Origin of the sequence: Rhodobacter sp. TJ_12 (assembly GCF_020023995.1) — a bacterium.
GTDB lineage: Bacteria > Pseudomonadota > Alphaproteobacteria > Rhodobacterales > Rhodobacteraceae > Rhodobacter.
In genome coordinates, this window is record NZ_NRRD01000009.1 from 14,474 (window position 1) to 29,053 (window position 14,580).

Below are 14,580 nucleotides of genomic sequence, written 5' to 3' on the forward strand. Positions count from 1 at the left end.
TCCTGGCGACAGCATCATGCTAATCGGCAGGTGCTACACAGGGATCGGGCTTTCGCACGGTTCATTCGGGCGCAAAGCGCCTATATCTGGTTTTGGGTGTTTAAGCCTCTTTGGACAGTTTCTTCCGATGAGCGCCTGGATCCTGATTGGAACTGAGAGATCAGAACCGTTTCAGGAGGTCAGCCGCATATTCGGGAATTGCCCATAGAAGATGCTCGCACCTTATGTCCAGTGTGCCGGGAGTACGGGCTTCCGAGGCCAGAATTTTCGCAAATTCCGGCCTCAAGATCGGAAAGGCGCTCGCCTTCGATTTCCCGGATTCCGAACCGCGTCTGCGAAAAAGGAACCGCAAGCTCTTTATTGCTGCCCGAAACACGGGCGCTACGAGCTTGAAAACTTTTTTGAAGGGTCATTTTCATCTGGATAACTCTGTGGATAGTGGAGAGCGCACGCGAATTGGGCAGAGCAAATCATCAAATCGCTCCGATTTCGCGAATCGAATTCGGCAAATGATTCGGCATTTCGGCCCCGGCAGGCGCCCGGATTCGGTCAGGATGCGCTGTCGTGGGCGAGATTCGAGAGCCGCCGGAAGAGCTTGTCAGACAGGATCGTCCGCCGCTCCCACTCCGGTGTTTTCAGATCCGTGGCAGCATCGCCAAACCATAGCTTCAGGCTGCCCTTGTCGGATCGGTGCGAGAACACGGCATGCGGCCCGTTTGAGCTGACCTCGACAGACACCGGAGCAGAACTGACCCCATCCTCAGGGTCGCCGAACCCTTCCTCGAGCCATTGGCCGCCGAACGCACCAAAGGTGCGGTGCAGTTCCAGGCCCGCGACGGGCAGCCGGTTCAGGGCATCGAGAAGCTTGCTCTCCCCTCCCGCATCGCCATTGGCTTCCCACTGGATATGGCCGTCAAGAAACAGGTTCCCACGCACAAGCCGCAGTTGCGAGAGCTCTCGCACGACCTCGGGCGCATCCTTTGTCTCCAGCCCCATGACCAGAGCGAGCGTAAGATGGAAGATATCTTCACCCGTCATGTCCGCCGCAGCCCGGCCACGTCCGCCAGGCGTACGGAGCCCTGCACGTGCCATGGCGCGCGTCATAGCGTCGACCTTGTTAGGGTTCAGGTCGAACCGCTGGGCAAGCGCCCGCACCATTTCCCCTTTCGTCGCCATGGAAGCCATCCTCGTGAAGTGTCGTTGGAAGCTTTATGCCACCTAACAGATCACGCGTCAAGTTTACGGTAAAAATTTTTCCGTAAACTCTTTGGGCTGCCATTCGCCGTCTGAATTCACTCCCGGCGCGGCCCAAGCGGCGCACCACAGCACTCACACACCGGGCGCTTGGCCTTCAGTTCCTCCAAGAGGTGCAAAGGTGCGCTTTCCACAAAGCGGCGGACCCTTTCGGGGTCGACGCGGATCTGCCGTACCACGGTATCTCGGTAGACCAGCAAGCAATGAATAGATCCCACGATGCAGACCACAATCCCGCCTATGCATATCACTGGACCAATCATGCGCGTCCCCTTCTGGCGATTATCCTAAGCGCGCGCGCATCGCGCACGACACCATGAGGTTGCCCCCTTGCCGATGGCGTGTCAAATCTGCAGAGGCATGGTCGCATCATAACGCCAGCGCGCGCTTCAGATCATCATGCTCGAAGGCGCTGGCCATGCGGTTGATCTCAGCCGACCGCGCACCGACCGACCGCGCGGTTTCGCGCCAGTTGGCAGTGACCGTGGCCACCTCCTTGATGATTGCGCGTGCCTGCGCGAGCGTCAGTGCGAAGTATTCCGAAGCCTCTTCCACCAGGTCGAGCGAACAGGTGCCCTCGTCGAGATCAATATTGGTCGCCAGTACTCGTGCCTTGATGTCAGTCGGCACCGGATTGAGATCGTAGGCCGGCGACAGCGACCATCCAGCCTTGCCACGCCAGAGAAAACCGTGATTGCGCAGATGATCGTCGACATTGGAGATCAGCACGCTGAAGACGACACGGCGATACAGGGCGTGGGCATCGGTCTTACCTTGCGCGCCATGCGCGGTCAGAGCGTCGACGATTTCGGGATAGCTCCCGCGCTCGCCATCCTTGGCCCCCATCATCGCCATCGCTGACAGGAACGGGATACGCACGGCTCCCTCGCGATCGAACCGTCGAGACAGCATGACCTTCTTGCCCGCTACTTCGACGAGTTCGTGGTGCGGCGTGACAATGCCTGCAAGGCCAGCCAGCCGAAGAGCAATCTCCTCCCATGTCTCAATGCTATATTCGTCGGTTTCCTTCGGGAACTTTGCAATGGAGAGATGACCATGCTGGTCGATGACCGATGCCTTCGGCCGCGCGCCGCCAAGCGATGAACCGGGCGCGAAGATAAGCTGGAGGTCCTCGTCAGTTTCTTCATCCCGCAGGATCCGTTCGGTGACCTGAAGCAAGCGTCCGAGTTCGATCAAGGCGGGAACCCCAGCACGGATCGGCGCCAAGAACTGCTCTTCGCCCACCCGGCGAAAGCGAAGGGCGCCAAGCCGGGTCTCGTCGGCGACACCTAGGAGATAATCGCTTTCGGTCAGCGTGCGCACCGCGCGACGATCACGTTCAGCGCTGCGTCGCTCTGCGCGCTGCATGAGGCGGCGCCCCCAGGTGTCGGGCGCGGAATCGCCAATCGAACCAAAGGTCGATAGCCCGGCTGGGGGTGCAAAAGCACCACGCGTTATGGGGAGAGCGGGCTCAAGCGAGAACCGCTCCGCATCCTTCAGCCAGGCGGGATCGTACTCGAACAGGATCGTTTCGTTGCCTCGGACACGGTTGCTGCGCGCCAGTCCGACGGGATGCAAGCGACCGTTCAGATCGACATGGACCTCGAAATCAGCCATCGCGCGATGGTCCCGTTGAGCGCCTGAGGTGGACACTCTTTGGCAAGTCAGCACTGGCCAGCGCCTGGCCGACACTGTCGTTAGCGATATCCGCCACTTGGCTTAGCCCGTCCAGCAGCCCAAGCGCCTGGAGGACGCTCGCATAGATGCCGATGCTGACACTGGTGTCTCCGGCCTCGATCTTCTGAAGAGTCGATCGCGACGTGAAAGCGCGCTCCGCCACGACAGCCATGGGCAGCCTCCGACGCCGCCGGGCGTCCTTGATATCTGCGCCGAGCTTGCGCAGCGCACGCCGCACTGCGGCCGGAGGGTTGTGAGGTGTCGGCATTTGTCATCTTCGCGCTACATTATGAAACTATATGTAGCATGAAGATAGCATTCTTGAAGAGGCTATGTGCCAATTTTTAGCCGGCCAACCGCGCTTTGCGCCTGAACTCATCCATGGGCTGAATTAGGGCCCCGCCCGAGATCTTTAGGGCGAGCAACTCACTGTAGGTGGCGGAAGTTCGATACGCTTGCAGGAAAATGCTTCTTGAAGAGCGTCATGCAATTGCGCTCATTACTGAAGCACCAACGTGCTGACGCTATTAGGAGCAGACATGAATCTGAACGAATTCGCAAAAAACTTACCAGCAAACTACTCGGAGCATGAATTCATTGGCTTAATGAACCAGGTGATCGACCTTAAATCAGCAATTGAACTTCCCAAGTCACAGCGTGACGCCCTATTCGACGGGGCACAGTTCCTCGTGGATTTTCTGCTCCTCGCCCGCGAAGTCAAAGGCGAACTCGAGGTGCGGGAAGGGCAGCCGATTGTTGAGTACAGCGGGCCGTTTGTTGAGAATATCCTGACACGTCCAGAAGATCAGCCAGTTGACCCGGAGCACCTGTTCGCTCTCACGGCGCCATCCGCTTGATCCAACGGCGCGCAGCGCACAGTTGATCTTCTCAGAAACTGCTCTGCGCGCTCAACTATATTCAAGCCGAAGGAACCTGCTTGCGCGAGGCTCCTTCGGCTTGAATACAGTCGCATTGTAACGACGCATTTTGGTCGCCTTGCTGCCCCCAAATTTGACGCACGCGAACGGCAGCTCTTCCGATTTACATGTCCGAAAGCCGCCAATCTGCAACCGGGCGCTGTGCCGCCCTGCGGCATTCCCCAGACCGGTCATTCGTGCCGCACGCAGCAATTTCGACTGGTCGGTGCCAGCGACGCGGGACGAAGTGAGTTTTCGCTGCGGCTGCGCCAAAGTTTGCTGTGACGAAGCCCGCTAAGTAAAAAGCGGCTGTTTCCGCCCGGTGACAAAACGTATGGATATCGGTTGTTCTTGCCGTCGGATGGTTGAGGACCGGTCATGCGATCGTATCCAACAGGTACCCTAGATTCACTGTTGGGATATTAAGTTAGCATGTCTGTGTAGTAAATCTTGAGTGTAAACCGGGCTGAATGTCGATATATAGAAGTTATGCATACCGACTTCTCTGCCTTATCGCCCTCTGAGTTCGAGGCGCTTTCAGCCGACCTGATCGGTCGTGCTCTTGGCATCCGCTTCGAGCAATTCGGCGAAGGAGCCGATGGTGGGATAGATGGACGTCACGCGCCGGAGGCGCAAGGCCTAACGATCCTACAAGCTAAGAGATACGAGAAATCTGCTATCGCAGCTTTGAAGCGTGAAATGTCGAAGGAGCGGGCGAAGATCGATCAGCTGGCGCCCGATCGCTACATCCTGTCGACGTCTGTAGCGATGACGCCACAACGAAAGCAGGACCTCGTAGAGATTTGCGGCCCCGCCATCCGATCTCCGGGAAACATCTTCGGGCGCGAGGATCTTGAGGCGCTGCTACGCGCTCATCCTGACATCGAAGAAGCTCATCCCAAGTTATGGACCCCCGCGAGCGGGCGTACGCTGAAGCGGATGCTGAATGAAACGCTGGATGAGCGCGAAGGCCGCTTGCCGCCACCTTCGGTCCTTCAAGCTTTGCTTCCAAAGCCAGGGGTCGGCAGCAAGGTGGAGTCGGAGGCGGAAGCGCAAAGGGATACTCTGTTTCTCGTCGGAGCACGCCCCGACCACGATCAGTTCATTTTATGGCTCGGTCCAAAGCTCGAAGCGCACGGCTATCGCGTTTTTTCCGAGATCCTGACCCTCGAGCCTGGAGACAGATGGCACAAGGAGATTGGAGTGGCGCTGGAGCACCGCGCTGTGAAGGTGCTGGCGGTGTCGGGCGCGGCCACTCGCGCCAACGAAGACGCTATGGATCTAATCGACAGGGCGAAGACGCTTGCCGCAAGTCTTGGTGACGCTCGCTTGATAATCCCGCTACGGATCGAGGAGGGGGCCAAGATTGATGGTCTCCGCGATGCGACGCCTGCCGATTTCACGAGCGGCTGGGCGGAAGGGCTTTCGAAGCTTCTCGAGACACTGCGCCGCCAACAAGTGACGTGCCGTCGTGAGAGCATCGCTGTCGCAGCCCAATGGGACAGCTTCCGAAAGCGTGGTGCTGTTCCGCTGGTGCGCGAGCCAGAATCCTTGGTCTCCAATTGGATTCAGATATTGGAAATGCCCGATGAACTCCATTTTTACGAGGCGACGGGAGCGGTCCAAACCGGCGTCCTCAAGAGACGGGTGCAAGGGCTGTCGTTTCCCGCCGTCGCGTATGAGCGAGGCGTGATTACTTTCGCAGCGCCGCCAGATGTTGAGGAAAGCTTCGGAGGAGTGGCGAAGTTGCGCCTGCGGACATCTGTGCCGGTTGTGGATGCGGTGGATAACGGAATGCCCGAGATCGGTGTCGCGGGGCGTGATTTGTCGAACATGCTCACGGGCCTGCTGCGCGATGGATGGGAACGGCACTGCAGGAAGATCGGAATGGTCGCCTACGCGTATTCCAACGGCGATGGTTTCCATGTGTCCCCGACTCAAGTTGGGATTGGTGAACGGGTACCTTGGGGCCGGCAAGGCGAGCGCAGGTCGTCGATGCTGCGCAACATCGCCCGAAAGCATGTCTGGTCATATGGTGTAACAGCGATTCCTCGGAACTGGCCTTTCTGGCACTTCCGCCTGAAGGCGCGCGTCCTCTTCGCGGAGGACAACGATACGGAGCAGGGCGAACGCATAGATGACCCGAAGAAGATGCACCGCCTTCGCAGATCGGTCTGCAAGGGTTGGCGCAACAAGCAATGGCATGGGCGGCTTCTGGCATTCCTTCAGATCATGTCGGGCGACTCAGCCTACATTCGGGTTTCGCTTGCTCCGGGCCAAGACATGCTTCTTTCCTCTGAGCCCCTTCTCTTCACGTCGCCGGTTAGTACAGCTCTTCCTGACGTGGCCGACCCAGATGCTGAGGAGCAGGACGAAAGCACGCTCGGGCGGCCCGCGGCTGACGGCGAAGATGCCGAGCCCGAAGGAGACGGTAAATGAGGTTTCCCGAGGCAAGCTTGATCGTAGATCACTTGGACGAGCCAGAACTCGACTTCCGCCATGACCAGAGGAGCCACCACCCAAAGGATGGCCTGTTTCTCTATGGACCGCATGACGGCCCACGGACGCCTAGAGAGGTTCGAATTGGGGTTGTCGGAACGTCGGATGGGATCAGCCACTTCCGCTCTTGGAGCCGACGGCTGCTTTCGGGGATACCGGTGCCGCCTCCCGGGCCGACGGAGAAGAAGGAGCGTCTTCATCTCGCGGACTTCGCCGGGCTCGAAGAGACATTCGGCGTTACGTTCGATCCAGATCGGCTCAGGGCCCTGACGGTCGAGTTCGACGCCATCGAGCGCGCGACGAGAGTGCAGAACATGCACGAGGCCGTCGATGCGGTAGCCCGTATCTACACTGAGCGCGTCCACAAATTTAGGCGCAACGAAGAAGGATCGATCGACATATGGATATTCGTCGTGCCCGAGATAGTGTACGAGCGATGCCGTCCGGAATCGAGGCGGACCGGTTTGACCCTCTTCGCCGGGAAAACGCCCAAGAAGCAGCGCGCAAGGTCAGCCCAGTCGTTCCTTTTCATGGACGAACGGTTTGATCCGCGCATCGAGGACGTGTTTGACGACATTCCCGACTTCCGTAGGCACATTAAGGCGACCTTGCTCTCGATCGCGCCATCTCAGATCCTGCGCGAGTCGACCCTCGAGCCGACAGCGTTCACCAACTGTGCGGGCTATCCCAAGCGAACCACCCAAGACCCGGCGACGGTGGCGTGGAACATCGCGACGGGGCTTTACTACAAGACTCAGGACCGACCGCCCTGGAGGCTGTCGAACGTGCGCGAAGGGGTATGCTACATCGGGATGGTCTACAAAAACCTCCCGAACAACCGCGACAACCACGTCTGCTGCGCGGCGCAGATGTTTCTGAGTGAGGGCGATGGTGTGGTGTTCCGCGGCGCGAATGGCCCTTGGAAGACAGGCGAGTACGAGTACCATCTAAACGCTCACGCCGCGGAAGAGCTTCTAGGGACTGTGATCGAAGCGTATCGGGAGCTTCATTCCGAACCGCCCAAGGAGCTCTTCATCCATGGGCAGGCGTCATTCAACGACGAGGAGTGGAATGCCTTCTGTCGCGCGGCGCCGAAGGGGACGAATGTCGTCGGCGTTCGGATCAAGTCAACGGGTGGTGACGCAAAGCTTTTCCGTGCTGGCGACTACCCTGTGATCAGGGGAACGGGCCTAAACTTAGACGAGAAGAACGCCTACCTTTGGACGAGCGGCTACGTCCCACAGCTGGATACGTATATCGGGCCTGAAACACCCAACCCGCTTATGGTGACGATCTTGCGCTCAAAGCATCGTCAACCAGAGATGCGGACGGTTCTTGCTGACATCATGGGACTGACAAAGATTAACTACAACTCGTGTAACTTCAACGACGGGCTACCGGTAACGGTTCGCTTCGCGAAGATGGTCGGCGACATCCTTGTGATGGGTTCGGCGCGGGAGGGCGGACCGCAACCATTCAAATACTATATTTAGAGGGGCTGCTCTCGGGCATGTGCTCAGATAGCTGAGGCAACGACCGGCCCAGAGCCGTCGATCGAGCACGGGCGCATGCGGCGGCGCACTTCACCGAAGCGGCCGTTCATGGCTTGGCGCAGCAAAATCCTAGGTCGAAGGTCGCTGATACGGACAAAACGGTCGTGCCCCAAGATCAATTGTTCTGTCCGGTGCGAGGGATTCAAGGAATGCCGAGTCATGGCTGATCGCTAAAACAGCCCTATCATAAGCAGACAGCGCAGCCTCGAGTGCTGCGATACCATCCAGATCAAGGTGATCGGTTGGCTCGTCCAAGATGAGCGGCGGCGGCGGAGTGGCACCGAGGGCAACCAACCCGATCAACCGCAGGCAAATAGCAAGGAATACCAACACCCCGTAAGGCGGCGTGAACTTCCACAGCGTCTTGCCAAATCAGGAAAGTGGGATCTCGCCGCCATTGTCTTTGCCCTGCGCACTCATCGGCAGTTGGCTGCTTCCGCAGGGGAGGTGATCACGCAAGCCCCGGGCAGCGCGGCTGCGTCGGGCGATACGGCCAGAACGATAAGTGCTTCCGCTTTGGGGAAAGCTGATGCCGCGCGAGCTTGAACAGTCGCATCGGTGACCTTGTTCAGAAGCGAAGGCAAGGTCAGCGCAAGATTTGCGTCCTTCCCATCCAGAAGAGCCATCAATGCAGATGAGGATGCGGCGCCCGGCAGCGTTGCTGTCCGTTCGCCATTTGCCTTGAACGGCTCCTTTCGGGCGGTCAGATCACCCATCTTAGGCGCGGTTAAGAACTCGGAATAGGCCGCGAGGACGATTGTTTCCGCCTCGGCCAATTTGGCGGTTTCTACCTCGCCCGACAAAACCATAACACGCAGGTCACGCGAATAGCCAGCCAGACCCGCACCAAAACCATAGCTTGCGCGCAGCCCGGTTCTGACCGCGTCGAAGAGTACACTTTTGTCGTCACCTCCAAGGGCGGTGGCCAGCAATAAGTCTTCGAATTCGCTCCCTTCACGGGTCGGCGGAAGCGGCCCCATCAAAACAAGCGTCGATGTCTGGGCAGTCGGGACGTGCAGCAGAATTCGCCTTGGTGCGAAATCGGCGGTGGGTGCGGAAGCGACAACCGCCTTCCCGGCAGGAAGCCTAGAAAGCAGCGCATCCACGGCCCCACCTGCATCCGCTTCGCTGATTTCCCCGGCAATCACCACTTTTGCGCCTTTGCGGACCACAGTCTGCTGATACCAATCCATGACTTCCGCGCGTGTCACTGTCGTGATCATCTCAGGTGGATCGACAGACAGTGCGCGGCGCAGAGGTGTATCGCCAAGAATGGCCCAACGCAGCGCATCATACCCGTTATTGGCTGGTTGCGACGCCGCTTCGGCCATGTTCGCGGCAAATCCCTGCTGGATCCGGTCGAACCAGCCTTGATCCATGGTCGGCTTTGCCAGATGCGCCGCGGCAATCTCTACCGCCTTGTCGAGGTTTTTTTGGGGAACGACCAACTCTCCAAAGAGATAATCAGGCGTCACCGACAAATGACCCTCAGCCTTCAGATCGGCAAAGGTTTCCACCACCTCCCCCGGCGGAAACCCCTCGGCCCCGCCTGCAAGGATCAGATCCGTTCCGATGTATGGCACGGCCTGATTTACGTCGCCGCGCAGGGCCCAATTGGTCGGCCAAGCGATCTGGATTGCCACATCATCAGCCCCTGGAATGTAGATCCGCGTATATGTGATGCCGCCGGGGCTGGTCTCGGTGGCGGCACTGGCGTTTTCCTTCTCCTGGCATCCCGCCAGCAGGATCACGGCAAAAGCTGCGGCGACTAAGTGTTTCATAAGTTTGGGTCCGTTCCTATGAAGGCAATGGCAGTGCGTCCAGGGGCGACGAGGGCCGCGAGGATGGTGTCAATGTCTGAAGCATCGATCTGGGCATCGATCTTGCGCATCTGGCGTTCGGTCTTGGGTTCACGCAAGGCCGAGACGCGCGACAGCGTGTAATCCGCCATCCAGCGCGCGGTTTCATCTTCATCCGACCAGTCGGGCCAGAAGCCCTTGAACCGTTCGCGAACACGGCCGTAGGTCGCGTCCGGAACCCCTTTTGCCGAGGCAGCAAGAGCGGCCTCAAAGGCCGTTTGCATCTGCGCAAAGCCGATGCCCTTGTCAGGTTCGGCCGAGAAAGTCAGTTCGATATGCGTCTCATTGATAGGGGCAATGGAGATGCTGAAACTCTTGGTGACAAAGGCATTGAACCGCAACGGCCCTGCAAGGCCGCCCGGGAGGTTGGTGTCGAGGATATCGCGTGCCAAGGCAGTCTGCGCCTCGAGCAAGTCGAAATCCACGGGTTCTGGCAAGGTCACGACCCGGCGCCAGGTCATGCGGGGGGCGGCGCTCGGGTCGGGGTAGCGGAAGATGCGGGCTTCGGGCGCAGCAAGGGCGAAGGGCGGCGGGACGATGTCTTCGCGGTTCGCGTCCAGGGCGGGGAAACCCGCTTCCGCCATCGCCTTCGCCAATTGGTGCTCGGTCACATCGCCAGTGACAACCAGCCGGGCAAGTTCGGGGCGATGGGTTTCAGCGTGAAAGGCCCGTGCCGCGTCATAGGTCAGCGCCTTGATCTGCTCTGGCGTGCCGATGACCGAGGCGGCGATGGCATTGCCTTTGTAAAGAAACGCCTCCATCTCTTCGGCGGCCTGCGTATCGGGGTTGTTCGCTATGCGCCAATCATATTCGCGCAGGATGATGTCGCGCTCGGTCTCGGCGAGACCTTGCGGTAGGTCGATGGGGTCAAACACCACCTGCAACCGCCGCAGCATGTCGGTCAAATCCTCGGGCGGGCCGGAAAGCCAGTAGCCGACGGCAAAGTCGTTGGTCCAAGCGTTGCTGTCGCGATCCTCGGGGCGGGAGTTCTTTCCGATGTTGGGCAGCCAGGCTAGATGTTCGGTGTAGTGGGCGAGGATGGGGTGATGCTGTGGATAAACAATCAAGAAATGGACTTGTCCGCTTTCGTTGTTATGCGCGACAAACTTTACAGCCGATGAAGAACCTGCCATGGCGCCCAAAAAATATATTGCGCCCAGAAAAGGGATTACTAAAGCTAAAATGCCGCAGGCCCATTTGATCATATTCTCTCTTTCGCGCTGCAGATACTGCGTCTCCCAGCAAAAATGACGACCCTATATTATTCGCTCAGAAGTATCCCTGGGCTAAAATAGCAAGTCGATAGCTTAAAATTAAAAAAGCCAGCCACCAAAGAACTTTTTCATATTTAACTGAGAGGGCCGATGTGCCGACCTGAAATGCTGGAATCGCGCGAAGTGCATTTGCAATCGAAAAGATAAAAATAAGTGAACTGAAGGCGATTAAATTCATGGGTAAAACAAAATGAGCCGCTGATATGAAAGCAAAAATAACAGGAGTTGAATACTTCAGCATCAATTGGGCCCTTGTGCTATGTGGTCGCGTGGCGCTACCATGGTTTGTAATCAAATTGTAGTTTTGATGCGATGGACGTAAAAAAGTATCGCCGTTGCCAAAGTGGTCAGGACAACGGCCGAAAATATTTTTGACCAAATTGCTATCCCGAGTCTGCTCATCATAACGATGATGCCTACCACCGCGAAATATAGTAGTGGCCCCAACATTTTATAGGTCATTGTCAGTCACCTCTCCATTTCTAGTTTATCAGGGCCACCGGCATACGGTTGCTGCCGTGGCGGCGCCAATGGCGACGTCCGCCCCTTTTGCAGCGGGATGTGGTGCGTATCGGCATCAGAAACCGCTGCTGGACCCGTCGAGGTTGAAATCTTCAAAATTGGTGAGTGTCAGCTCTATTTGAGGTAACGCCCTACCTTCACGCCGCAGCGAACGATCGGTTCCCGCCCTTGCGGTCGTGTTGCGATGATTCCCCCCGGCATTGTCCCAAGGTCCGCTTACGTTATGTGCTGTCGGAGCCCGTGCTGATGTGGCGAATGGCCGCCATCCGCCCCTCACGTTGGTCTTGGCCTCGCAGACATGGTCGGCCCTGAGCCGCCATCGAGTATGGGTTCACGCGGCGGTGCGGCTTCCCCGAAGCGGTCGGTCATGGCACGGCGCAGTGAAATCCCGGGCAGAATGTCGCTGATTGCAGACGAAGCTGCCGGTCTCGCAATGTTGGCGTCATGCCATAGCGTTAATCGTCTCGGCAAGCTTCGCAAGATCAGCCGCGTAGAAACCTGCGGCATTGATGCAGTTGGTTTCCACCAGTCGCAGGCCTTCTTCGGTGCGGCAAATGTCCATGACATAGGCGGGCGAGTAACCCTTGTTCAGCCCGGCCAACGTCTGGGCGAACTCCAGAGCATCGTCGTCTATCTCGTGGCGATACGTCACTCGTGTCCCTTCTTTGTAGAGAGAGTAAGTGACGACAACCCCGTTCACGATCCAGATGCGCCACTCTTTGTAGATCCGTGCCGGTGTGGTCAGCATCATCAGGGTATCGGGCCGAAGCGCGCCATGCGGAATCTCGTCTGCATCGAGAAGCATGACTTTGCGGGCGATCTCGCGAATGTCCGCAGCAGCCTTAACGGTTCCTGTCTGTTCTTTACTGTCGGCCACGGGACGAATGAACCAGTGGCAACCATCGTCAGCCAACTTTGCCTCAATCTCTCTGACCTGAAGAAATATCGCATCCGGCCCGTTGAGCATGAAGGGCTGCCAAGGTTTTTCATGGACGAACGGCGCAATCCGGAAAACGCCGGGATGCAGGCTCTTGGCCTCAGCATATCGCCACATAGTGTAGGAACCGAACATCACCACGGACTGCCGGTCGCGCACTTCAGGCTCGGGGACAAGCTCGCCAACAAATGGGACGACCTTATGCCACGAGTAGGGAATGCCCAGCCGGTCAAGCGCATGCGCCAACTTTTCAGTGTCCTCGAACTGCTGAAGAATCCACTGCATCCCGTTCCGGTTCCTCTGCTAATCGCCAAACTAGAGAACACATGTCCGCCGGGAAGCCAATGCCGCAAAGGGCTCAAGGACGAACCGGTCATGCGGCGCCACGGCCTCCCCAAAGCGGCCATCCATGGCACGGCGCAGTGCAACCCCGGGCAGAAGGTCTCGCGACACGGTGTCTGGGGCGATATATCTGTAAGAAATGGGCGGGCTATCACGCCCGAAGTCGCGTCTAAGCCCGGATGAAACGCTTGAAACTCTTGGGCGACCGGATCATGTCACGAGCCCCCAACCGCCAGACCGCCGAAATACAGGTCCGCATCGCTATCCTGAACTGATTCTCCGCACCTGGACGGACCGAAAGCGAAGCTATCTTCTGAAACGTGCGGGCAAAGGGGGGGCTCCTTCTGTCGTCTAATTGACGCGATAAGGCCGCCAATCTTTCTCTCTAATTACTACAGGATATATTGAGTACTTGATTTAGGATTTTTTCTGCGGTGCGTTGGATCGTTTCATAGTTCTCCATCATGAGAGTGGAGGCCCGATAACTTTCTGATCGAACGGCAATGGTCGGATAACTCACCACGGTGACAGGTTGGTTGTAACGATTGTGCCAAGTTTCACACACCAAAGCAGTGTAATAAGCAATACAGCGTTTAAATGGCTCACTCTCATCGTGCTCGTTTAGGCACTTTATCGTTCGTGTGGGACCATACGGTATCGCAAAGTCATTTCGGCCAACCCCTAGAGCGGAAAAATTCCGGGACCATATAAAGTATTGAAAGACAGTAGGTATCTCCCGGCCGCCACCATCAAGGTATTTAACCTTCCATATATTCGGCACCTCCCTATAGGGAGTTAAAGAGATTGAATACCCTGGAATTTCGCCCGGATTGCGCCAAAAGTTATTGAAAATTGGCGTTGCATCCCCCATTAGGCCACTGTTGGCCCTGTTCCCACTCAGAATTTCAAATCTAATATCGCCATTTTGGCTTTCGCACAAAAAATGATCACCACCTTCAAGGTCAGATAAAGTAATAGAGCAATCAGGAAGTAAAATTTTTGGGTTGCGCTGCTGAGCGTTCAGAGATGAGGCTGTAGCAAGTAGTATTGCGACCCAAAAGAACATCATATTTCTTTTTTTTGAAATTTGGCTGACATCAAAAATCATGGCTCGCGCTTCAAGTTACTGTAGCGCTATGGCTACCTGAAGCGGTCGTTTTTGTCATGCTCAATCTACGCACGGATAATCTAGGGTCAGGATGCATTGATTTCATTTGCGCTGCGTGCTTCACGGCTTCGAAAACGGAGCGGTAATTTGAGCGATCTCTTCTGGCTGACCGACGCGCAGATGGCACGACGCAGCAAAATCCCGGGCCGAATGTCGCTGATGCGGACGGAGCGGTCATTCACGTGAATGGCGCAATCCACTGTCCCTTTACTCGTAAATCTCTCCTTCATCACCCACGATCTGGGCACCTAGCAGCGCAGCCAAAGCCCGCATTGCTGATCTTTGCTGACTATTGAACGTTTGAAAATCAGGGGAAGGACGAGTTGAAATCCGTCCATTGAACCATCTGAACATTCCGATCCAAGTTTGACTAGTAGGGTCAAACAGTTCAGCTGTTCCATGCGTTGCAGGATTCGATATTTTTTCTCCAGTAACGGTGTTCGTCACTATCGTGGTCGCCGTATCTGCTAACCTAACGAAATCAACACTGCTTACGGCGCTCATCCATTCATTTAGGCTGATTGGCCGACCATTGTCTCGTTCTATATGGATTTCATAAGCCATGATATTCGCTCCCC

Annotated in this window: 12 protein-coding genes and 1 pseudogene; 4 read left to right on the forward strand and 9 right to left on the reverse strand. The window is 57.1% G+C overall.

Going from position 1 to position 14,580, the window contains the following annotated elements:
* Positions 1-549: 549 nt before the first annotated feature.
* The 3 genes from CKO11_RS08605 to CKO11_RS08615 form a co-directional block, all read right to left on the reverse strand.
* The gene (locus tag CKO11_RS08605; RefSeq protein ID WP_223636492.1) at positions 550-1,176 is read right to left on the reverse strand and encodes a hypothetical protein; all 627 of its coding nucleotides are present in this window, start codon (positions 1,174-1,176) and stop codon (positions 550-552) included.
* Between the two features lie 447 nt (positions 1,177-1,623).
* On the reverse strand, positions 1,624-2,871 hold the full coding sequence (locus tag CKO11_RS08610; RefSeq protein WP_223636495.1) for a type II toxin-antitoxin system HipA family toxin: 1,248 nt from the start codon (positions 2,869-2,871) through the stop codon (positions 1,624-1,626).
* A complete protein-coding gene (locus CKO11_RS08615; RefSeq protein WP_223636498.1) occupies positions 2,864-3,199 on the reverse strand; it encodes a helix-turn-helix domain-containing protein in 336 nt (111 codons plus the stop codon). Before CKO11_RS08615 ends, CKO11_RS08610 begins: the two co-directional genes overlap by 8 nt.
* 271 nt (positions 3,200-3,470) lie before the next feature.
* Between CKO11_RS08615 and CKO11_RS08620 the strand changes: the two genes are divergently transcribed.
* From CKO11_RS08620 to CKO11_RS08630, 3 genes are all read left to right on the forward strand, one after another.
* Positions 3,471-3,788: a hypothetical protein gene (locus CKO11_RS08620; protein ID WP_223636501.1), complete on the forward strand. Its 318-nt coding sequence runs from the start codon at positions 3,471-3,473 to the stop codon at positions 3,786-3,788.
* Between the two features lie 549 nt (positions 3,789-4,337).
* Positions 4,338-6,287: a TIR domain-containing protein gene (locus CKO11_RS08625; RefSeq protein ID WP_223636505.1), complete on the forward strand. Its 1,950-nt coding sequence runs from the start codon at positions 4,338-4,340 to the stop codon at positions 6,285-6,287.
* A complete protein-coding gene (locus CKO11_RS08630; protein ID WP_223636507.1) occupies positions 6,284-7,840 on the forward strand; it encodes an argonaute/piwi family protein in 1,557 nt (518 codons plus the stop codon). Before CKO11_RS08625 ends, CKO11_RS08630 begins: the two co-directional genes overlap by 4 nt.
* Positions 7,841-8,316: 476 nt before the next feature.
* On the opposite strand, the gene CKO11_RS08640 is transcribed toward CKO11_RS08630, so the two are convergent.
* The 4 genes from CKO11_RS08640 to CKO11_RS08655 all read right to left on the reverse strand — a co-directional run bounded on the left by CKO11_RS08640 (position 8,317) and on the right by CKO11_RS08655 (position 12,777).
* Positions 8,317-9,681 carry a M16 family metallopeptidase gene (locus CKO11_RS08640; protein ID WP_223636510.1) on the reverse strand — a complete coding sequence of 455 codons (1,365 nt, stop codon included), beginning with the start codon at positions 9,679-9,681 and terminating at the stop codon, positions 8,317-8,319.
* Positions 9,678-10,964 carry a M16 family metallopeptidase gene (locus CKO11_RS08645; protein WP_223636513.1) on the reverse strand — a complete coding sequence of 429 codons (1,287 nt, stop codon included), beginning with the start codon at positions 10,962-10,964 and terminating at the stop codon, positions 9,678-9,680. The genes CKO11_RS08640 and CKO11_RS08645 overlap by 4 nt, the downstream gene beginning before the upstream one ends.
* A 64-nt stretch (positions 10,965-11,028) precedes the next feature.
* Positions 11,029-11,412 carry a hypothetical protein gene (locus tag CKO11_RS08650; RefSeq protein ID WP_223636516.1) on the reverse strand — a complete coding sequence of 128 codons (384 nt, stop codon included), beginning with the start codon at positions 11,410-11,412 and terminating at the stop codon, positions 11,029-11,031.
* A 585-nt stretch (positions 11,413-11,997) separates the two neighbouring features.
* A complete protein-coding gene (locus CKO11_RS08655) occupies positions 11,998-12,777 on the reverse strand; it encodes an ATP-grasp domain-containing protein (RefSeq protein ID WP_223636519.1) in 780 nt (259 codons plus the stop codon).
* 161 nt (positions 12,778-12,938) lie between these two features.
* Between CKO11_RS08655 and CKO11_RS08660 the strand changes: the two are divergent.
* Positions 12,939-13,109 (forward strand): annotated as a pseudogene (locus CKO11_RS08660) (IS5/IS1182 family transposase); the annotation flags it as partial.
* Between the two features lie 110 nt (positions 13,110-13,219).
* Here the strand turns inward: CKO11_RS08660 and CKO11_RS08665 are convergent.
* Both CKO11_RS08665 and CKO11_RS08670 read right to left on the reverse strand, forming a co-directional pair.
* Entirely contained in the window at positions 13,220-13,942 is a 723-nt protein-coding gene (locus CKO11_RS08665; RefSeq protein WP_223636522.1) for a hypothetical protein, read from the reverse strand.
* 267 nt (positions 13,943-14,209) lie between these two features.
* Positions 14,210-14,566: a hypothetical protein gene (locus CKO11_RS08670; protein ID WP_223636525.1), complete on the reverse strand. Its 357-nt coding sequence runs from the start codon at positions 14,564-14,566 to the stop codon at positions 14,210-14,212.
* Positions 14,567-14,580 lie beyond the last annotated feature (14 nt).